The organism is Candidatus Binatia bacterium (assembly GCA_029243485.1).
Taxonomy (GTDB): Bacteria; Desulfobacterota; Binatia; order UBA12015; family UBA12015; genus VGTG01.
Genome location: JAQWRY010000047.1, coordinates 53,285 through 73,083, shown reverse-complemented (window position 1 = coordinate 73,083; position 19,799 = coordinate 53,285). Strand labels below are relative to the sequence as shown.

17 protein-coding genes and 1 tRNA gene are annotated in these 19,799 nt (G+C 66.5%); 2 read left to right on the top strand and 16 right to left on the bottom strand.

All coding sequences use genetic code 11. From position 1 onward, the window contains the following. Positions 1–4: 4 nt before the first annotated feature. The 9 genes from moeB to P8R42_13225 all read right to left on the bottom strand — a co-directional run bounded on the left by moeB (position 5) and on the right by P8R42_13225 (position 8,382). A complete protein-coding gene (gene moeB, locus P8R42_13265; protein MDG2305584.1) occupies positions 5–1,195 on the bottom strand; it encodes a molybdopterin-synthase adenylyltransferase MoeB in 1,191 nt (396 codons plus the stop codon). A gap of 53 nt (positions 1,196–1,248) precedes the next feature. After that, the gene (locus tag P8R42_13260) at positions 1,249–1,506 is read right to left on the bottom strand and encodes a hypothetical protein (GenBank protein ID MDG2305583.1); all 258 of its coding nucleotides are present in this window, start codon (positions 1,504–1,506) and stop codon (positions 1,249–1,251) included. A 2-nt stretch (positions 1,507–1,508) separates the two neighbouring features. Next, on the bottom strand, positions 1,509–2,162 hold the full coding sequence (locus P8R42_13255; GenBank protein ID MDG2305582.1) for an LON peptidase substrate-binding domain-containing protein: 654 nt from the start codon (positions 2,160–2,162) through the stop codon (positions 1,509–1,511). Positions 2,163–2,479: 317 nt separating this feature from the next. Continuing rightward, positions 2,480–3,118 carry a glutathione S-transferase family protein gene (locus P8R42_13250; GenBank protein MDG2305581.1) on the bottom strand — a complete coding sequence of 213 codons (639 nt, stop codon included), beginning with the start codon at positions 3,116–3,118 and terminating at the stop codon, positions 2,480–2,482. 131 nt (positions 3,119–3,249) lie between these two features. Further along, complete coding sequence (gene lipA, locus P8R42_13245) at positions 3,250–4,122, bottom strand: lipoyl synthase (GenBank protein ID MDG2305580.1); 873 nt, start codon at positions 4,120–4,122, stop codon at positions 3,250–3,252. Continuing rightward, complete coding sequence (gene lipB / locus P8R42_13240; GenBank protein ID MDG2305579.1) at positions 4,119–4,802, bottom strand: lipoyl(octanoyl) transferase LipB; 684 nt, start codon at positions 4,800–4,802, stop codon at positions 4,119–4,121. The genes lipA and lipB overlap by 4 nt, the downstream gene beginning before the upstream one ends. Beyond that, positions 4,799–6,181 (bottom strand): dihydrolipoyl dehydrogenase, encoded by a 1,383-nt coding sequence (gene lpdA, locus P8R42_13235; GenBank protein ID MDG2305578.1) that lies wholly within the window; start codon positions 6,179–6,181, stop codon positions 4,799–4,801. The genes lipB and lpdA overlap by 4 nt, the downstream gene beginning before the upstream one ends. Positions 6,182–6,184: 3 nt before the next feature. Further along, complete coding sequence (locus tag P8R42_13230; protein MDG2305577.1) at positions 6,185–7,606, bottom strand: dihydrolipoamide acetyltransferase family protein; 1,422 nt, start codon at positions 7,604–7,606, stop codon at positions 6,185–6,187. A gap of 14 nt (positions 7,607–7,620) precedes the next feature. Beyond that, positions 7,621–8,382, bottom strand: coding sequence for a ribonuclease HII (locus tag P8R42_13225; GenBank protein MDG2305576.1), 762 nt, complete (start codon positions 8,380–8,382; stop codon positions 7,621–7,623). A gap of 78 nt (positions 8,383–8,460) precedes the next feature. Between P8R42_13225 and P8R42_13220 the strand changes: the two genes are divergently transcribed. Then, positions 8,461–9,636 carry an acyl-CoA dehydrogenase family protein gene (locus P8R42_13220; protein ID MDG2305575.1) on the top strand — a complete coding sequence of 392 codons (1,176 nt, stop codon included), beginning with the start codon at positions 8,461–8,463 and terminating at the stop codon, positions 9,634–9,636. Here P8R42_13220 and P8R42_13215 read toward each other — a convergent pair. From P8R42_13215 to P8R42_13200, 4 genes are read right to left on the bottom strand one after another with little or no spacing between them, the layout of a single operon-like run. After that, positions 9,623–10,789, bottom strand: a complete 1,167-nt coding sequence (locus P8R42_13215; protein MDG2305574.1) for a hypothetical protein — start codon at positions 10,787–10,789, stop codon at positions 9,623–9,625. The two genes, P8R42_13220 and P8R42_13215, sit on opposite strands and share 14 nt — an antisense overlap. Then, positions 10,779–12,551, bottom strand: coding sequence for an ABC transporter ATP-binding protein (locus tag P8R42_13210; GenBank protein ID MDG2305573.1), 1,773 nt, complete (start codon positions 12,549–12,551; stop codon positions 10,779–10,781). The genes P8R42_13215 and P8R42_13210 overlap by 11 nt, the downstream gene beginning before the upstream one ends. Positions 12,552–12,556: 5 nt before the next feature. Beyond that, the gene (locus P8R42_13205) at positions 12,557–15,115 is read right to left on the bottom strand and encodes a glycosyltransferase (GenBank protein MDG2305572.1); all 2,559 of its coding nucleotides are present in this window, start codon (positions 15,113–15,115) and stop codon (positions 12,557–12,559) included. Continuing rightward, positions 15,112–15,672 carry a hypothetical protein gene (locus tag P8R42_13200; GenBank protein ID MDG2305571.1) on the bottom strand — a complete coding sequence of 187 codons (561 nt, stop codon included), beginning with the start codon at positions 15,670–15,672 and terminating at the stop codon, positions 15,112–15,114. Before P8R42_13200 ends, P8R42_13205 begins: the two co-directional genes overlap by 4 nt. A 76-nt stretch (positions 15,673–15,748) precedes the next feature. On the opposite strand from P8R42_13200, the gene P8R42_13195 reads away from it, so the two are divergent. Further along, the gene (locus P8R42_13195; GenBank protein MDG2305570.1) at positions 15,749–16,498 is read left to right on the top strand and encodes a lysophospholipid acyltransferase family protein; all 750 of its coding nucleotides are present in this window, start codon (positions 15,749–15,751) and stop codon (positions 16,496–16,498) included. Positions 16,499–16,512: 14 nt separating this feature from the next. On the opposite strand, the gene P8R42_13190 is transcribed toward P8R42_13195, so the two are convergent. The 3 genes from P8R42_13190 to P8R42_13180 form a co-directional block, all read right to left on the bottom strand. Next, a tRNA-Leu gene (locus tag P8R42_13190) sits at positions 16,513–16,598 on the bottom strand. Positions 16,599–17,506: 908 nt separating this feature from the next. Next, positions 17,507–18,466: a hypothetical protein gene (locus P8R42_13185; GenBank protein ID MDG2305569.1), complete on the bottom strand. Its 960-nt coding sequence runs from the start codon at positions 18,464–18,466 to the stop codon at positions 17,507–17,509. 134 nt (positions 18,467–18,600) lie between these two features. Beyond that, the gene (locus P8R42_13180) at positions 18,601–19,476 is read right to left on the bottom strand and encodes a hypothetical protein (GenBank protein ID MDG2305568.1); all 876 of its coding nucleotides are present in this window, start codon (positions 19,474–19,476) and stop codon (positions 18,601–18,603) included. Between the last annotated feature and the right edge of the window lie 323 nt (positions 19,477–19,799).

The following is a 19,799-nucleotide window of genomic DNA, read 5'->3' as shown; positions in this document are numbered from 1 at the left end:
GCTCTCAGGTGGTGGCGCCGGCGTCGTCGCCGCGCAGACCGCAGAACTCCTCGTAGTCGATCAACTCGGTCACCGTCGGCTGATCGCCGCAGACCGGGCACTCCGGATCCTTGCGCAGCTTCAGCGTCTTGATGTCCATCGACAGCGTATCGAAGTGCAGGAGGCGACCGACCAGGGAGTTCCCGATGCCGAGGATCAGCTTCAGCGTCTCGACCGCCTGCACCGAACCGATCAAGCCGGGCAGAACACCGAGGACACCGGCTTCCTGACACGACGGCGCGGCGCCGGGAGGCGGCGGCTCCGGGAACAAGCAGCGGTAGCAAGGCCCGCTCGCCGGATCGAAGACAGTCGTCTGTCCTTCGAACTGGAAGATGCTGCCGTGCACGTTCGGCTTGTTCATGAACACACAGGCGTCATTCACGAGGTAGCGTGTCGGAAAGTTGTCGCAGCCGTCGACGATGATGTCGTAGCCTTCGAACAGGCGCTTCACGTTCGAGGAGTCGACGCGCTCGCGGTAACCGATCACGTTGAGGTCCGGGTTCAGGCCCTTCAGCGTGAGTTCGGCGGATTCGATCTTCGGCATGCCAACCCGGTCGTCGGTATGCAGGATCTGTCGCTGGAGGTTGGAGCGATCGACGACGTCGTCATCGACGATGCCGAGCGTGCCGACACCCGCTGCGGCGAGGTAGTACGCGGTCGGGGAGCCCAGGCCCCCGGCTCCGATCAACAGAACCTTGGCGTCGAGGAGCTTCGACTGCCCCGCCTCGCCAACCTCGGGGAGAATGAAGTGGCGGCTGTACCGCTGCAACTGGTCGGGCGTGAATTGCCTGTCGGCGCTCCAGTCGTTGCCGGCCTGCTTCCAGGAGCCGAAACCGCCGGTCATCGACACGACGTTGGTGTAGCCCATCTCTTTCATCACGACGCCCGCCATGAGCGATCGCGTGCCGCCCTGGCAGTACGCGATGATCTCGGCGTCGCGCTCGGGAACCTCGGTTTCCATCTTCATCTCGAGGAATCCGCGGGGGATCGAGATCGCGCCTGGCAGATGGCCCTCGCGGTACTCTTCCTTCTCACGAACGTCGAGGATGACGACGGCTCTACCGTTGCCCGCCAGACGTCCACGGACCTCGTCGACCCGTACTTCGGGCACGACGCGCTTGGCGTCTGCCATGATGTCATCAAACGTCTTTTTCATGGGTCACCTCCGAGGAAAGACTTCGGAATCCGGTTCTAACAGACCCCCGCCGGTCATGCCGACCCCCCTGATTCCACGTCCAGACTGGCCGCTTCGAGGGCTTTTTCGAGCGAAGAAACGTACCGACGCTCCGCGCGGGCGTGCATGACTGCGATGCACGCCGCTGCGAACTGCAGCAAGAGCGTGCCCATGGCCCAACTGAGGTGGGTGACCAGCGGCGTCTCACCGTGGCCGACCTGATACCCGACGACGAGGGTCACGCAGCCCGTCACGAAGGACAGGGCGACGAGCAGTGCGGTAATCGTCCCCATCGTCAGTGCCAGGACTCGCCGCTGCCACTGCTGCCACTGCTGTTGCGGCTTTGGTGCTCGGCGAGTCGAAACTCCAGGATTTCGATCATGCGTTCGGCGCGTGCGGCGCAGCCCGTGCACTCGAGCAGGGCCATCTTCTCGACCTCCTTCAGCGGGAGACCGAAGGCCAGCAAGTTCACGAGCTTGGTCCACTCCTTCGGGAGCCGGTCCCAGATCTCCCCGGGGCCGGTCTTGCCGGCGCGCTCGAGCAGTCCGATCACGCAGGTACGCAGGCGGTCGCGAACGCGCTCGTCGTTGTCGGTCGAGGGCATCGGGGCCCACTCGACGCGAGCGCGGCGATAGGGCTTCCCCTCGAGTTCTTCTTTCACCTCGAAGCGACGCTGCCCGTGGAGCACGAGGTTGGATCGGCCGTCCTCGACCAGATCGTACTTCTCGATCCGGCCGACACAGCCGATGGGATAGATCGCCGGCGGGCCGCCGGCGGCCTCACGCCAACCGGCGCGAAGCAGTACCATCCCGATGAGGTGGTCGCCGTCCATCGCATCCGTCACCATCTCGCGATAGCGCGGCTCGAAGATGTGCAGCGGAAGCTCGACCTGAGGGAACAGGACGACGTTCGGCAGGGGAAAAATCGATATCGTGTCCGCGAAGTCCATCACTGAGGCTTCCTCAGCATACGCTTGATGACGGGCCCGCACCGCTTGGACCCGCAGGGGCCGGTGGCGGCCCGGGTTCGCCGACGGATGTCATCGATCGACGTAGCGCCTCCGGCGATGGCGCGATCAATCACGCCCCGCCGAATTTTGTTGCAGATGCACACGACTTTGTACGAGTCGATCACGGCCTGGCGTCGTCGCTCTTCTTCTTCCTGATCCATCGGTTTCGGCCAAGGTCGTTGCGCAGGCGCAGCTTCCCCGTCGGACCATTCTGGCTTACGAGCACGCCTCGAGCCAGTCCGGGAGGGTTCAGGGCCCTAGATGCCGTCGAGCTTGCGGATGCTCTCGCGCTGGCGCAGGCGGTCGATGTAGCCCCGCAGAGCGCGGGTGCCCTCGGGAAGCTCCACGTTCCGGCTGATAAGCAGGAGAAGCCTGGGTGCGAAGGCGGCGTCCGCCAGGGTGAACTGCTCACCGCCGAGGAACTGCTTCCCGCCTGCGAGTTCGTGCTCGAGGAGCAGGAAGGCCCTATCGACCTCGTCTTTTGCCCGACGAAGGCGGTCGACTTCACGCTCTTCCTCGCGCTTCACGTGCTCGGTCAGCAGGTTGCCGGCTGGCAGAACGAAGGCGATGTCCGCGAAATCCTCGAGCTGACGGATCCGGGCGCGCCCGGCGGCATCCTCCGGGGGAGGCATGAGCGCGGGCTCCGGGTACTCGTCTTCGAGCCACTCGTCGATGACCGTGGAGTCGTAGACTATCGTGGTCTGAGGGTCACCCTCTTCCTCGTCGACGATGACCGGAACCTTGTGGAACGGGTTCAGAGCGAGAAAGCCGGGCTCGAACTGCTCACGCTTACGAAGATCGACGTGGATCTTCTCGTAATCGAGCTGCTTCTCGGCCAAGACGATGCGCGTCTTCTGGCTGAAAGGGCATTGCGGATAATCGTAGAGCTTGAGCATTCGTTTATTCCCCCGGACCCGGTCTTCCGAACCGAGAGTCGGCTGGTCTCCCTAGAGGAAACCAGAGACGGAAGCAACGCGGGTCCGCCCGAAAGACTCCGTGAAGCCAGGGATTCGGGCGGTAGGCGGCCCTACTCGTCGGGAACGTGGCTCCAGGCGTGGTACGAACTGCGGACCAACGGACCGGACTCCACGTGACGAAAGCCGAGCTTGCGCGCGTCCTCCCCGAGGACCGCGAACTCCTCGGGATCGAGGTACCGCTCGACCGGCAAATGGTCGCGAGACGGCTGCAGGTACTGGCCCAAGGTGAGGATGTCGCACCCCACGGTCCGCAGGTCGCGTAGGACCTGGAGGACCTCTTCGCGTTCCTCTCCCAGGCCCAGCATCAATCCGGCCTTGGTGAGAAGATCCGCGCGGGTGTCGTTTGCGACCTGAAGGACGTCGAGGGAGCGCTCGTAGCGGGCGCCGGCTCGGGCGCGCTTATAGAGGCGCGGGACCGTTTCGAGGTTGTGGTTGTAGATCTCGATCGGTGCCGTGGCCACGGTGGCGACGCTTTCCTGGTTGCCCTGGAAGTCCGGCGTGAGCACTTCGATTCGACAGGCCGGCACCCGCGCTCGCAGCGCCCGCGCGGTCGCGGCGAAGTGACCGGCTCCGAAATCGTCCAAGTCGTCGCGGTCGACGGAGGTGATGACGACGTGCTGAAGGCCGAGGCGCTCCACGGCGGTTGCAAGCCGGGTCGGCTCCATCGGGTCCAACGCGGCTGGACGGCCGTGAGATACCGCGCAGAACCCACAATTCCGCGTGCAGGTGTCGCCCATCAGCATGAAGGTCGCGGTGCCGTGGGCCCAACATTCAGCGAGATTCGGACAGTGTGCCTCTTCGCAGACCGTGGCGACCTTAGACTCGGCGACGATCCCCTTGGTGCGGCGATAGCCGTCTCCCGACGGAAGTCGGACGCGGATCCAGTCGGGGTGACGGCGCCCCGGGCGAACGGCGGCGCTCATGCCCGTGCTCCGGCGAAGGTCCGGGGCGGCAGCGCCTCGCGAATCCGCTCGGCGGCGAGTGCGCTGGCCTGCTCGATCGACGGGGCCGGCCGACCGGTCTCGCGCTCGACCGACGTCATGCGGACTCCCTCGAGATCGCAGGGAACGATCGCGTCGAACGCCGCCAGGTCGACCGAGACGTTCACGGCGAATCCGTGCATAGAGATCCCGCGTCGCACGCCGATTCCGATCGAGGCGATTTTGCGTGCATCGTTCTGGTCATTTCCGTCAAGCACCCATGCTCCCGTGCGACCCGACACGCGGCTCGCAGCGACCCCGAGGTCGTGAAGTAGAGCGATGACACCGGCCTCGAGCGATCGCAAGAAGAGATGTACGTCCCCGCCGCGGGCTCGGAGGTCCGCGAGGACGTAGCCGACAAGTTGGCCGGGGCCGTGATACGTCACGTCGCCGCCGCGGGAGATGCGTCGCAACGGCACGGCGCCGGCAGCCGGGGGCAGGTTCTCGTCTTTGCCGAGCCGGCCGGTCGTGTAGACCGGCTCGTGCTCCAGGAGGAGGATCGTGTCGCCGAGCTCCGCGTGACTCCGGACGATCTCCTCCTGCATGGAGAGTGCTTCGTCAAAGGTGATGCGGCCGAGCCAACGGTGCGAGACGTCGGTGTTCGGGCGCGGCGCCGCGGTCACGCGTTCACACCTTCGCCCGTCGCCGCGAGCGCCGCCTCCATCACGCCCTCGGCGAACGTCGGGTGTGCGTGGACGGTTCCGCCGAGGTCCCAGACGGTTCCTTCGAGGCCCATCGTCATGGCAGCTTCCGCGATGATGTCGGTCGCGGAGCCGCCGATGACGTGACAACCGAGAATCTCGCCGTAGCGGGCCTCGGTCACGAGCTTCACGACGCCTTCCATCTCGTCGCTCGCAACGGCTCTTCCCAGCGCGCGGTACGGGAACGTTCCGACCTTCACGTCGTAGCCACGCTCCCGAGCGGCGGCTTCGCTGAGCCCGATGGTCGCCACTTCCGGGTGGCAGTAGACGCAGCCGGGGATCCGGAGCGGATCCAAACGCCCGGGCGGCCTACGCCCGGCGACGATCTCCACGGCCGCGATGCCTTCCGCCGCGGCGACGTGCGCGAGTTGCGGCGAGTCTACGAGATCGCCGATGGCCAGGACGTGCGGGACGCTCGTTTCGAACCGATCGTTGATCGTGATGAGGCCGCGTTCGGTGGACACGCCCGCCCCGGTCAGGCCCAGCTCTTCGACTCGAGCGCGCCGCCCGACCGCGACCACGCACCGTTCCGCGCGGATCTCCTCGACCTGCCCGTCCTTCTCAACGTGGAGGACGACCCCATCCGACGTTTTGTCGATCGAACGGTACCCGGTCTTCGTACGGATCTCGATTCCACGCCGCGAAAAGACGCGTTCGAGTTCCTTGGCGATCGTCTCGTCGGTTCCCGGCAGCAGCTGCGCTTCGAGCTCGACGATCGTGACCTTCACGCCCAGACTCGAGAACACGTAGCCGAACTCCACGCCAATCGCGCCGCCGCCCACGATCACGACGCTCCCGGGCAGTGTGGTCTCCTCGAGCAGTTCGCGCGACGTCACGACCTGGGGCGGTGCGGGCTCGAGTCCGGGCAGGACCCGCTCGCCCGAACCCGTAGCGAGGAGGATCCGTTCGGCGTCGACGACGTCGGTGCCGACCACGAGCTGTCCCCTTGCGTTCAGTCGACCTTCCCCGGCGATCACCGTGATCGCGTTCTTCTTCATGAGGCTCTTCACCCCGCGCGCGACCCGGTCGGCGGCCCCGCGGCTGTGGGCGACGATCTTCGCATAGTCAAACGAGAGACTACCGGCCACGATCCCGAGCTTCTCACCGCGCTTCGCTCGGTCGTAGACGTCGGCGGAGCGGATGATCGCCTTCGACGGGATGCAGCCCCAATTCCCGCAGACGCCTCCCAGTCGGTCGCGTTCCACCACGGCGGTTTGCATGCCGAGCTGGGCCGCGCGGATCGCCGCCGTGTAGCCACCCGGCCCTCCGCCGACCACCACCAGGTCGTATCGATCGGCCACGGACTACTCCTCGCCCTGGGGCACGAGAAGGGACACGGGGTTCTCGAGTCGCTTGCGAACCTCGGTCAAGAACTCCGCCGCCCGTGCTCCGTCCACCGCCCGGTGATCACACGACACGGTGAGGTGCACCGTGTGGCCCACGCGGAGCTCTCCGTCGCGTACGACCGGCCGCTGCGCGACCGACCCCACGGCGAGGATACCTGCCTGCGGAGGGTTGATCACCGCGACGAAGCTCTCGACGTCGTACATCCCGAGATTCGAGACGCTGAACGTTCCCCCCGAGAGGTCCTTACCCCCGAAGGTCCGCTGCTTCGCCTTCTCTCCGAGCTCTCTCGCACGCGCCGCGATGTCGAACAGGCTCGAGCGATCCGCGTCGTGCAGTACCGGCACGATGAGCCCCTCGGGGACCGCAGTCGCCATTCCGAGATTCACCTCGGGCAGGACCTCGATGGCGTCGCCCGCGAAGCGCGCGTTCATCTCCGGGACGGCAACGAGCGCATCCGCGCACGCCTTCAGGATGAGGTGGTTGTAGGTGACCCCGGCCGCGACGCCCCCGCTTGCCTTTAGACCCGCGCGAAGTTCGACGGCTCGGTCCATGTCGGCGACCGTCGTCACGTAGAAGTGAGGGGCTTCGCGCTTGCTCTCTGTCATGCGTCGCGCGATCGCGGCGCGCATTCCCGTGAGCGGAATCCGTCGGATCGCGGCGGCATCGCCGGATCGAGGTGCGAACGAAGGGGCCGCCTTCGCCGGCGGCGGTCGGACCGTCACGGTGCCGGAGCCCGGCTGCCCCGGTTCCGGCTTCGCCGGTGCGGGAGCGGTGGGCGTGCTTGCTGCGTGGGCGGCTTCGACGTCCTTTCGGGTCACCCGGCCCCCGGGGCCCGTGCCGCGCAACGTCGTCGGGTCGACCCCCAGTTCAGCGGCTCGCGTGCGGGCGAGCGGTGAGACCTTCGCGGTCCCGGCGGCGGGAGGCGCCGTGGAGGCGGCGTGCGCTGCCGACGTCCCCGCGGGGCTCTGCGTGGACGCGGCGGCCGGTGTCGCAGGCGTCGCTGCGGGAGCCGGTGCCGAGGCGGCAGCGGAAGTCGGGGTTGGCGTTACGACCGGGGCCGCGGCGGGCGTTTCGGCGGCGGCACTCGGGGCCTCGGTGGCCGCAGGCGCCTCGGGAGCGGCGCCGGGTGCTGCGTCGGCAACGCTCCCGTCGTCCACGACCGCAATGACGGCACCTACCGGCCCTGAATCACCTTCCTGCAGCCGGATCTCGCGAAGAACGCCGCCCTGCTCCGCCTCGATCTCCATGTCGGCCTTGTCCGTCTCGACTTCGACGAGGACTTCGCCGATCTCGACCGGCTGGCCGGGCTGCTTCAGCCAGCGCAGGATCTTGCCCTCCTCCATCGTGTCGGAGAGCTTTGGCATGGTGATGTCCGGCATGGTGTTTCGTCCTCCTAGTTCCCGCGAGGTGTATCGTCCATCGGCGGCATCCTCCCAAGCAGCGCCCGGACCGGAGCATACGACCGGCGATGGATCGGGCACGGGCCGAGTCGGCGCAAGGCCTCGAGGTGGGCCACCGTTGCGTAGCCTACGTGTCGCGCGAAACCGTATCCAGGATAGTCCTCGTCGATTCGCTGCATCAGCCCGTCCCGGTGGACCTTGGCGATGATCGACGCGGCCGCGATCGCCCGGACGTGCCTGTCGCCTTTGACGATACTGGTCTGCGGGGTGTCGATGCCCGGAAGCTTCCGGGCATCGATCAAGAGATGGTCGGGGTTCTCGGGCAGCGACCGGACGGCGAGCTGCATTGCCCGAATTCCTGCTTGATACGGATTGAGTTGGTCGACCTCGTCCGGGCTCACGACCCCGACGCCGATGCCGAGCGCAATCGCGCGGATCTCTCCATCGAGCCGCTCTCGCTGCTTGCGCGAGAGGGTCTTGGAATCCCGTACGCCCTCGATCTCCGAGTCGCGGGGAAGGACCACCGCCGCGGCGACGACCGGACCGGCCAGCGGTCCGATGCCCACCTCGTCGATCCCGGCGATGTGCTCGAGACCGGAAGCCCAGAGCTCGCGCTCGCGCACCAACATCTCCTCAGGGCTCGGGTGCGGCCTCCGCTTTCGCTTGACCGCCACCGTCTTCCTCTTCGTCGTCTCCGCCACCGCGACCCTCCCCTTTGTGGCTATACTCCCCTCGGCCAGGCGTCGAAAGCGCATCGGCTTGCGGCTCATCGAGACGCCTGTTGAAGCTGGAGCCGAATCTGTAAGGCGGCGCGAGCCGGGAAGGAGTCTCACGTGGGAACCGATCAGATCGACAGCGACGTCATCGAGGGCGTTCGGCGATTCGTCGACAAGGAGGTCATGCCGGTCGCGAACGAGCTCGAGCACGCAAACGAGTACCCGCAGGCTCTCGTCGACCGAATGAAAGAGCTCGGGCTCTTCGGCGCGACGATCCCCGAAGAGTTCGGCGGGCTCGGCCTCACGGTCTCCACCTACGCGTGTATCGTAGAGGAACTGTGTCGCGGTTGGATGAGTCTTTCCGGGATCCTGAATACGCACCTCATGATCGCGTACATCATCCGGACGTTCGGCAACGACGAACAGAAGCAGCGGTTCCTTCCCGCGATGGCGGTCGGCGAGAAGCGCGCCGCGATGGGGCTCACCGAAGCCCACGCCGGCAGCGATGCCCAGCAGATCCGTACCGTCGCCAAGCGCGAGGGTGACGCCTACGTCGTGAACGGCAGCAAGATGTGGTCGACAAACGCCCGGACCGGCACGATGTTTGGGCTGGTCGTGAAGACCGACCCCAAGGCCGAACCCGCACATACGGGCATCAGCCTGCTGCTGGCCGAGAAGGGGCCGGCGGGCTGCGTGATCAGCCGTGACCTGCCGAAGCTCGGCTACAAAGGCGTCGAGTCGTCCGAGGTCGCTTTCGAGGACTTCCCCGTACCCGTGGCGAACATCGTCGGGAGTGAGGGCAAGGGCTTCAAGTACATCATGGCAGGGCTCGAGGTCGGGCGCGTGAACATCGCGGCTCGCGCCGTAGGTGTCGCGCAGGCCGCGTTCGATGACGCGCTCAAGTACTCGCAAGAGCGTGAGACGTTCGGCAAGCCGATCTGCGAGCACCAGGCGATTCAGCTGAAGCTCGCCGACATGGCGACGAAGATCGAGGCCGCACGACTGCTCGTGCGGAACGCCGCGGCGAAGAAGGATCGGGGCGAACGCACTGACATCGAAGCGGGCATGGCGAAGCTCTTCGCGTCGGAAATCTGTCAGGAGGTCGCCCTCGAAGCGATGCGGATCCACGGTGGCTACGGCTACAGCCAGGAGTTCAACGTCGAACGATATTACCGCGATGCGCCGCTCATGATCATCGGCGAAGGCACAAACGAGATCCAACGGCTCGTCATCGCAAAGGGGCTCCTGAAGCGCGCCGGATATAAGCGCCCCGCGCACGTCAAGGACGACTAGCCGCAATCACGTCCAGCATCCGTGGAAGTACGCGGGCCGCGTCGAAGTAGGCCTCGGCGAGCCCACGCGCCGCCGTGGCATGGGCCGGGAGCGCGCCGTGCACGTCTCGCAGGGCCTCGGTCGCCCCATCAGGGCCGTCATAGACGACCACCCCCTCTCCTACCGGCAGGACATCCTCGACTCCGGTGTCCTGGGTCACCACTGGGCGAGAGCTCGCCAGGTAGCACGCGCTACGATCGCTGAACCAACCGGAGCGAGAACGAACGTAGACGTCCTTTGCCGCCGTGAACTCCCCGCACGATGCGTGCACGAAGCGCCGGTACGCCTCGAGGTCCGCGGAGACCTCGTACGGATCGCGCAGCGACCAACCTGCGCGTATCATCCGCGCCGCCACATCGGGGGGTGGCGCGAGCGCCGCGTCGACTTCGACGCCGGCGGTTCGCGGCGCTTCGAGCAGTTCCAGGAAGCTCTCGTGCTTCGACCACCTGTGCTCGTGTCCGTCCCACGACACGTCCTTCCCCTCGGTTCGCCAGGAGCCGATCGTCGAGAACGGAGCGGTGCCGTCCGGGGCGTCAGCCTCCCACTCGTCGAGGAGGACCGGAGGTCGGGTCGGGTGCCACGTTCGTCCCGAGGTCGGGATCCTGGCCCCGGAGCGCGTCAGGTTCTCTCCGTATGTGAACAGAACGTCGTGGGCGTCGATCTGCGCGACAACTTCGGGATCGTTCGCAGCCAGCCCGACTTGTTCCGGGCCGGGGTCCGTTTGGAGGTACACCCGCGCTCCCGCGGCCCGATGTTCCTCGCGCAGTCGGGTCGCGCCGGACAGATTCCAGATCTGGTCGCTCGTGGCGTAGAGCTCATGGAGAGCCTCCGCGCCCAGGCCATGGTGACGATTCTCGATACTGTCCCAGTACATCCAGTGATCCGGCTGCGCCGTTCGCTGCATCACCGTTCGTACGAACCGCACGTTGCGCTCGGCGTCCGTGCCGATGCCGACGGCTTCTGGATCGTAGGGTGGCGCGCCGGAGTCCTCGGCGTAGTACACGTCGTACCCGAGCCGTTGGAGGCCGATCAGGTAGTGCAGCGCCTGCCAACCAATCCCCGCCATGGGGAACCGCCCCATCAGGCCCAGCACGAGAATCCGATCACTGCTCACCAGCGGACCCCTCGGGCGTTCGGCGCTCGGAAGCATTGGCGTCGCGCAGTTCGGCTCGATCCCGCAGTTCCGCGGGTGTGCCGACGGCGACGATCCGGCCGTCGCGCAGGACCGCAACCCGGTCTGCCCAAGCAAGGGCCGCGGGACCGTGGGCGATGAGGATGCAGGTGCGCTTTCCCCGCTCCCGCTCGAGCGCCGCGAGCAAGCGCCGCTCCGTCACGACATCGAGAGACGCCGTTGGCTCATCGAAGAGCAGCACTGGTGCGTTGCCGACGAGCGCCCGGGCGACCGTGAGCCGTTGCCGTTCTCCCTGCGAGAGACGAGCGCCGGCGATCTCCAGAGACGTCTCGATTCCGTGTGGCAACGCATCGACGACGTCCCAAAACTGGGCGACACGCAGCGCCCGTTCGACGTCCTCGTCAGTCGCGCCCTCCCGGCCGTACGCGACGTTCTCCCGGACGGTTCCGGGCAACACGAGCGGCGGTTGGAGGACCACGCCGAAGACGCTTCGGAGCGAGTCGAGCGACAGCCGGCGCAGGTCTACACCGTCGAGTCGAACAAAGCCCTCGTCCGGATCGAGGAAGCGCATCAGCAGCAGTGCGAGGGTCGTCTTTCCGGAACCGCTCGGGCCGACCAGCGCGAGCTTTTCGCCCGCGCGCACCTCGAGAGAGACCCGGTGGAGCACTTGTGTGCCGGCCTCGTACGCGAAGTCGACGCCCTCGACCGAGAACGCCCCTTCCACCGAGGAGAGCGAAAGAACCTCCTCCCCGCCGGTGGGTTCGGGCTCGACGTCGAGCAACTCGAACACCCGCGCGAGTCCGACGCGGGCCTCCTGCACGAGCCCAAAGGTGTGACTCAGCGTAGAAATCGGTGCGTAGAAGCTCGCGAGGTACGCAAGAAACACGAGAAGGTCGCCGACCGAGAGTTCCCCAGCGAGAACGAGACGCGCGCCCAGCCACAGAACGGCGGCGCTTCCTACCGCGCCCAGGACGCTCACGGCGAACGAGTACGCCGTCTGGGTCGTGTAGAGATCGAGATGCCTCTCGAGACTCGCACGGCTGGCCCGGCCGAATCGTTCGGCTTCGACGGCCTCGCCCCGGAAGGCCTGTGTGACCCGGATCGCCGACATGCTCGCTTCCGCCGCCGCGTAGAAGTCGCTCTCTCGAACTCGCGCCTCCGCGGCGACCTGCTCTACCCGCCGGCCCAGCCGCCTGACGGAAAGCGCGATGAACGGCGTCACTGCGAGCGCGAGCAGCGTGAGCTCGACGTTCATCCGCAACATCACCACGATCATCCCGACGAGGAAGAGAACCGCCGAGAGCGTAGGAAACACCGCGTTCATCGCCAGTGTCTGAAGTGCCATCGTGTCGGCGGCGAGACGATAGACCAGCTCACCGCTCGAGCGGCGATCGTGAAACCGCACTGAGAGCCGTTCGAGATGCGCGAAGAGATCCTCGCGGAGGTCCTGCACCATGCGCTGGCCGACATCGATCGTGAGCCGATTCGAAGCCAGTGCCAGTGCACCCAGAAGCGCAGAGAGCAGCACGAGCCCGACGGCCGCCCCCGTCAGCAGCTGCGACGCTGAGAAATCGGCGAGGAAGTCGCCCCTCGAGCCCGGCGCATCGCCAAGGACCTGGTCCACCACGATCTTGATCGGCCAGGGCTTGGCGAGTTCGGCGAGACTGGTCGCCGTCGCGAGGCCGATGCCGACGGCGATCGGGCCCGCATGGGGCCGCAGGCGCCTTCGAACTCGGCCGAACATTGGCTTCACGGCTTCGCCTCCGACAGCTCGAGCTCCGACGCGACCGCGTGCACCACCGAGGTGACGACGCGGCCGAGCTTCACGTTCTGCACCACGACCACGACCGCCGCCACAACGCCGAAGACCGCACCGATCCGCGTGAATCCAGGAACACCGAAGGCGGCCCCGAGCCCCGCCGCTCCAATGCACACGACGATCGCGGCGAGCCCGATCCGCGCCGGTTGGAGAGAGGCCCGCACGCGAAGCAGCCGCCTCGGACCCCCGTGATCCTCGATGGCGACTTGCAGCTGCGCCTGCGTCCACGGGCCCCGGGAGATCTCGAGGTCCCAGGCGTTCCAACCCGAGTCGACCGTAACGCGGCATTGGCGTCGCTCGAGGAACCCCATCAGCGCCCCCAGGAAGGAGTCCTTGCTCGTTCCACTCGTGCTCCAGTACGCGAGTCGCACTTCTGCCCGCGGCAGGCTCACGGAGGCACGCACGGGCGCGACACGCGGCCAGGGGGCACGCGGCCCGGTGGCGGTTCCGCGGACGCGTGCACGGGTGCGCTCGAAGCTCCGGACGAGTGGACCGAGATAGACGAGCGCGGCGAGCACGGCTCTGCCCCGCCCTCCGCAGAACGGTGGAGCCAGAGGCGCGCGCGCCGCAGCTGCGATCGCGGAACCCACGGACACACACAGCGGCAGAGCCGACAGCAACAGGAAGTCCCCGGACAATGCGCCGGTGATGAGAATGAGAATCGCGACCACGTTCCACTCGAGAGTGAGCGGGAGTTGGCGTGCAGCGGATCCCGGCTGCTCGTACAGCGTCTGGAACAGGCCCTCGCCGAAGACGCCGTGGTAGATCCGCGGCGCGTTCGAGAACAGAGAGGCGAAGAGCCCACCGTAGATCCGACCGAGCCAGCGGGATTGCCCGAGTGCGTTGAACCGCAGTGGATGGTCGAAGTAGAGACGGGCCTCCGCTCGCCCATAGCCCATCTGCTGACGGAGGTACGCCCGTGCCGTGTGCCGGCGGAAGTGCCAGACCACCGCCGCGGGGCTGAACCCGATCCGCTCGCCGGCATCCTGCAAGCGCCAACAGACGTCGACGTCGTCGCCCGCTACCCGATAGGCCTCGCGAAAGCCGCCTATGCGTTCGAGCGCGGTCTTCTCGAACGCCATGTTGCAGCCCGGTACGTGTTCGGCGACGTCGTCGTCGAGGAGGACATGCGTGGGTCCGCCCGGTGCCACCGCCACGACCGAGGGCACGAGCGCCGTTTCCGGTGGAGACAGGTTGGGGCCGCCGACGGCAACGAAGCCGTCCCGGAGCTTTCCGACGAGGTACCCAAGCCACGCCGCGTCGACGACGCAATCCGCATCGGTGAAGGCGATGACCTCCCCGCGCGCCTCGGCGATGCCGCGATTGCGTGCGGCGCCGAGGCCTCGATTCTCCTGGTGGACCACCCGAATGGTCGACCCGGCGTGGGAGTCGGCGATCTGTGCGGTTCGATCCGTCGACCCATCGTCTACGACCACGACCTCGAACCGCGGGTAGTCGAGCTTCTCCAGAGCCGCGAGACACGCGCCGAGCGTGCGCTCCTCGTCGTAGGCACAGACCACGACGGAGACCAACGGCGCGTCGGCGGCGATCGTCGGGAGGGGTGCCTCGAACCGACCTCGAACGGCCTCAAAGGCCGGTTTGGGCGTCCGTTGTGAGTCCACGACGCCGAATGCCCAGTCGTCGACGGAAACGCCTCCGTTCGGGTCGTCCCGGTCGATGGCGAACCAGTCGTCGGTGAACGAGAACACGACCGCTCCCGCCGCCCCGCCATCGAAGACGGCGTCGAGCTGCCACGACAGCGTCTCTGCCTGAACGACTTCTCCGTCGCGCAGGGAATCGCGACCGAGTTCGGTCAGCACGAGCGGCCGCTCCTCCGCGAGATTCTGCAAGCGCGCGAGGTAGCGCCGCAGGTCGGCTTCACGGTGGAGGTAGACGTTGAACGACAGGAAATCGAAGAAGCCGAGATCGAGATATTCGGTCGGAGGGAAGTTCGCGTAGCTCAGGAGAGTCTCGGGCGCGCGCTCTCGCGCGGCCTCCGCGAGTTCTCGCAGGAACCGCTCGACGCGCGCCGGCCCTTCCCAGCGAACGATGTCGGCCGGCGTTTCGTTTCCCAGGAGGAGCGCGAGAACGGCCGGGTGACGTCCCTGCACCGCAGCGACCCGGGCAACACGATCGCGCGCGTCTCGGGCGGGGCCGCCCTGTTCGAGAAAGCACACATGCTGCGACCACGGGATGCCGGCGATCACCCGGAGACCGCTCTTCGCGGCTTGATCGAGAAGCCACAGCGGCGGCGGCGTGAAGGTCCTCACGGTGTTGGCGCCGAGCCGCCCAATGAGTTCGAAGTCTCGCGCGACCTGGTCCCGCGTCGGGAACGGCTCGCTGTCGTCCGTAGGACGAAACGGGCCGTACGTGACGCCGCGAACGTAGAGGCGCTCATCGCCCACCCGGAAGAACTTCCCGTCGACGTGCACGCGCTCGGATACCGACGGCGAAGCGCTGGACTGCGGGCCCTCGGTCGGCGGGGTCAACGGGGCGGACGTGGCGGGCTCCTGTTCGTCGTAGCTTCGGATTTCTTCAAAGCCGTCCGCCGTTCTACCTCTTCTGCGAGCGCGTCCATCAGGATTCCGGTCTGCATCTCCCATCCGATACGAGCGACCCAATCAGGAAGCCGACCACCGAGGGAGCCCGCGTAGACGTAGCGCACTGCGGTCTCGGTTCCGAGCGGTTCGAGATTCCACGTCGTGTGCATCTCTTCGACGCGGACGACGCCGTCGGCCGGCTTCGGGGCCGCATCCACGACCGCCACGGCTTCGAGCACGAAGCCGCGGTCTTCGGTGTCCGCCCATGAGTACCGCGCGACGTAGTCCCGATCGTCGACGGGCCACGGGAGGCCGAGGCGGCCGTGCACCGTGGCGGATTCCTGCGTTCGCGCCAGAACCCGCCATTCGTCGGTCGACGGGAACCAGGCCCCGAACCCGTCGAGATCGAGGAGCGTCTTCCGCACGGCGGCCAGCGGCGCATCAATCTTCCCGATGACCTCGACGAAGAGCGGCGGCTCTTCCGCGGACGACGCGGTTCCCGCCAAGAGCAAGAGGCCTGCGCCGAGGAGTACTGCGAAAAATCGTGAGCTAGATCGATCACACCTGTGGTACGGCGATGCCTTGTCGTCTGCTCTTCGCACCGCGTACGCTTGGGTTCTGCTCTCGGTCATCGTCTTGCCGCTTTTCCCGGCGATGTTCGTACTGCGCCCCATCTTGAACCGCACGGATCCGTCTGGCGATCGGTTCCGCCGATTCACAGCGCAGTGGGTCTCGTTCTACGCCCGCCTTACTCCGCTGTATCGTTTCACGCTCAACGGGATCCAGCACCTTCCGAACACGGGTCCGTACGTATTGGTTGCGAATCACGAGTCTGGGCTCGACGTCCTCGCCCTACTGCTTCTCCGAGCGCCGGTGCGCTTTCTCGCTGAGACGTGGATGTTTCGGATCCCGCTGGCCGGCTGGCTGTTCCGGGCCTGCCGCCACATCCCCGTGAAGCCCGGCGACCGCGAGACCGGACACCGAGCCCTCGAAACCGCCGAGGAGGCGCTCGCGGAAGGAACCCCCGTGGCGATCTTCCCCGAGGGCCGTCTGTGCCCGGACCACCTGGGCGAGTTCAAACCCGGAGCGTTCGTTCTGGCCTCGCGAGCACGCGTCCCGCTGATCCCGGTCGTACTGGAGGGAACCGGCGAGGCGTGGCGGCCGGGCACCGTCGTGGTCCACGGGGCGCACGAGATCCGGGTCCGTGTACTCGAGGCGATCGAAGCCGACGCAGACGAGACCCCAGACGATCTCGCCCGTCGAACGCGCGGGCGGTTCGAAACGTCTCGCAACCGCGGCACGGCTGCGAAGGCAGCGGCGCAGACGTCCTGAGTGCGAATGAAGAGTGCCGGGGGCGGGACTTGAACCCGCACGGGGGTTACCCCCCAGGGGATTTTAAGTCCCCTGCGTCTGCCTATTTCGCCACCCCGGCACAAGAAAAAGCGCTCCATACTCGCGCCGTATCCTCCTATACCCGGGCATACACCACGCCAGCCGGCCGCATCTATTACAGAGACTATTACAGATGCCACCACGTGTTCGACCCCGCCAACTCATCGCGGGCTCGCTCGACGTAGCCAGTTGCCGAGCTGGTGCCCCCGAGCGAGCCCGCCGCCATGACAGCACGCATGTTCGCCTCCCCTACGGCTTGGCGCCTCGCGCGAGCCCTGCACTGCTCCGTGACCTGCGTCCGCTTGCCGGAGGCCGTTAGCGGAGCGGTAGCAACTGGCTGCAGGAAGCAGGCCCTGGCATGAGCTCCAAAGGAGGAAAGTCAGCTGAATCCCTGCGCTACGTCCCCGGAGAGGGTGGCCGAGTCAGGTTGAGGGCGCCGGTCTTGAAAGGCTGGGACGGGGATGCCGCATTGCGAGTCATGGTGTTGCGTCGGGAGTTTCTCCGATTCGGCATCTCCATGAGGCACGGTGAGATACGAGGAACCATCTCTCAACCGTCACCACGACCGTCACCAAGAGCCTCTCTTCCTCTACGGCGGTTTGGACCCGATTGGCTCAGTCGTCGGAGGACAGTTCGATTCCTGCGGCGGACGCGCTCGCAACCAATTCGAACGGCCGCGACCCTGGCCGTTCGGTTCCCGATGCGCCGCGCGTCCTCGCCCTTTCCGTATATGCGCGTCGCTGAGCGAGCCGGCCAACTCAAGACGTTCGGCCTCTCTGATTCGGCCATAGCGCGCTCGCTTGGTGTCACGGACAAAACGGTCCCCAAGGCGCTCTGGCGAGCAAGGGAATGACTAGCCACGATCGACAGCTGTGCGGGCGAGGTCAGTGTCCCCGGCCGGGCGGCACCCGACGCAATGCATCAAGTGGGTTCGTTTCGAAATACCGTTCAATGCCCGTCGCTTGCCTCCGCCGCCGGCTCGTCGTCCTTGAGAAGCTCGTCGATGGACCGCATCGTCTGCCACATGGTCGCGTTGAAGCTCTCATGTACGCGCAACAGATCACGGACCCCCAACCGCTCCATCCACTGCCGGTTTCCCAAGGCTTCTTGGAGCATGTCGTCGAAGGCCATCACCTGGTCGTTGTTCCGCGCCGAGAAGAGCGCCCGCTCCGGGTCGGTCATCTGCTCCCAGCGCTGAGGTGGCGCAGCCGGTCGCGCCTGGCCAAGTGGGTCCCGCGCTGCGACGTCACGCTTGGTCGCGGCGGATTCGGCTCGCGTGACCCAATCCGGCCCCATTGAGAACTCGGTCGCCTGGGCCTCGGTGGTTTGGCCCGGCGGCGACGCGCCGCTCACGTTCGCGCCGCCGTCTTGGTCGTCGCCCCCGTCCTCACCCGCCTCTCCGACTTCGACCTCATTGGCTTCCCCATCCACCCACTCCTCTTCCCCATGCGCCTTCCGCGCCTCTTGCGCCTCCTTCAGCATCTGAAAGGCGCGACGGAACTCTCCACTCGCGGCCGTCATGTAACGCGTCAGCTTCTGCAGGGACTGATCGTGCTGGGAGTCCATGAAGAACACGTTCGCCAGCGTGCTCTGACCGCCCGAGACCGTTCCCCGCCAATCCCACAACCCCAGCTCCACGCGCTCGCCGCGACGCTTGCGCCACACGGAAGCGATCATACGTTCGACCAGCTCCTCTTCGAGCTCGCCAATGGGACGAAGACTACTGCGCATACCCCCGCGGAGCGCCTTCAGCTCCTTCTCGTTCTCCCCGGCTAGAAGCACGCGTTGCGCCAGCAACCCGTGTCGCGTCGAGTTCCTTGCCGAGCGGGCCTTGCCCGCGACCGTGCGCGGCCCCGTGCTCTTCTGCGCGTTGGCGCGGTTAGCCTCCCGCCTTCGATCGTCGTCCATGTCTCGGTTCCTCTTCGCTGGGTCGCAGTCCGGCAAGACGCCGGGCACGCGATCGTTCAGCGACCAGGATACGGCTCGATCCGTGTGCGCCGACTCAACGAAAAACGCGTTCTTTGATTCCGTCCCGTCGACCCTCAGGACTCTCCCGTTCCGCCACCGTCGTCGCGACGCCCGCGGGAGATCGAGGTCTCGATACTGCCGGGTTCCATGCCTGAAATGCGGTGAAGGAGTTCCCGTGCCATCTCCTCAATGGTCAGCGTGCGCGGTTTGCGCTCCCATCGGTCCGAAAAGAACAACCATTCCCGGATCCAATCCTCATTGAGCCCGCACTCTTCGGCGACCTGCTGGATCCTAGGATATGGCACCCGCCGCTTGCCACGGCCGTCATCAAGTAGCCTGCGGGCAAGAGCCAGACGAAACTGCAGCTGTCGGTACGCGAGCAGCAGGATCTCCGGCGGCGGACCGATCTCCTTTCTCCGCCCTCTTGTATCGGGCACGAGCGCACGGCCGAACTTCCGCAACCGCTCCAACGCTCCCCGACGCGCCTCATGAGAGACGTCCCACTTCGCCTTCTGTTGCCATCGCGCGACGCCCGCCCAGACTAAGCCGCGGACCATGTACAGATCCCGTAGGATCCGATCCATCAGACTGTCGCTTCCCAGTTGCGGCTGCCAGAGAGGCAGGTCTTCGAACCTTCCGGGCCTGAGCGCGGCCAGACCAAGGAGGCGCACAGCATCTAGCGGCGCCTCCTCGAATGTCCGACGATCGCTGAAGAGCTCGAGCACGGACCGCGCCTTCTCACCAATCTCGGCCCAGCTCGGATCTCTCCGTGGAAAGCTCTCCAGCCCCTGGGACATGAACTCCTGCTCGTCACGCGTCCGCTCAGGCGATGGAAGCCTCGGGAGGTCCAACCCGAACACAGGGAGAACAGGTTCGGCGGTTTCGTCGACACCCGATGCCGGGACAGCCGCCTCCTTAGGACTTCCCTCGTTGCCGGGTCGGTGACTCATACTTCGATTGTACCAGCGCGCCGGCCCCCGCGTCCCCCCGATTCTCGAGCGGTTCGGATTGCTCGTCCATCCCCCGGCGCAGGCCGGGACCCTTCACGATCCATCAACCCGAGCAGAGCGATCCTCGAGCCTTCGTGGACGACCAGCTGGCCATTCGGGTCCTCGATCGCCACAGCCAATTGTGGCGACTGGCGCTTCCGTCTCGCCGGCAACGGCTCGACCTTGACGAAGTACCTGACCGGGACCGGCTCTGCGGGAGGCTGCCCCATCGCCGGGATCGCCAACCACCCTTCGCCCGAGAAAATGTCCAGTACCACGGCCCA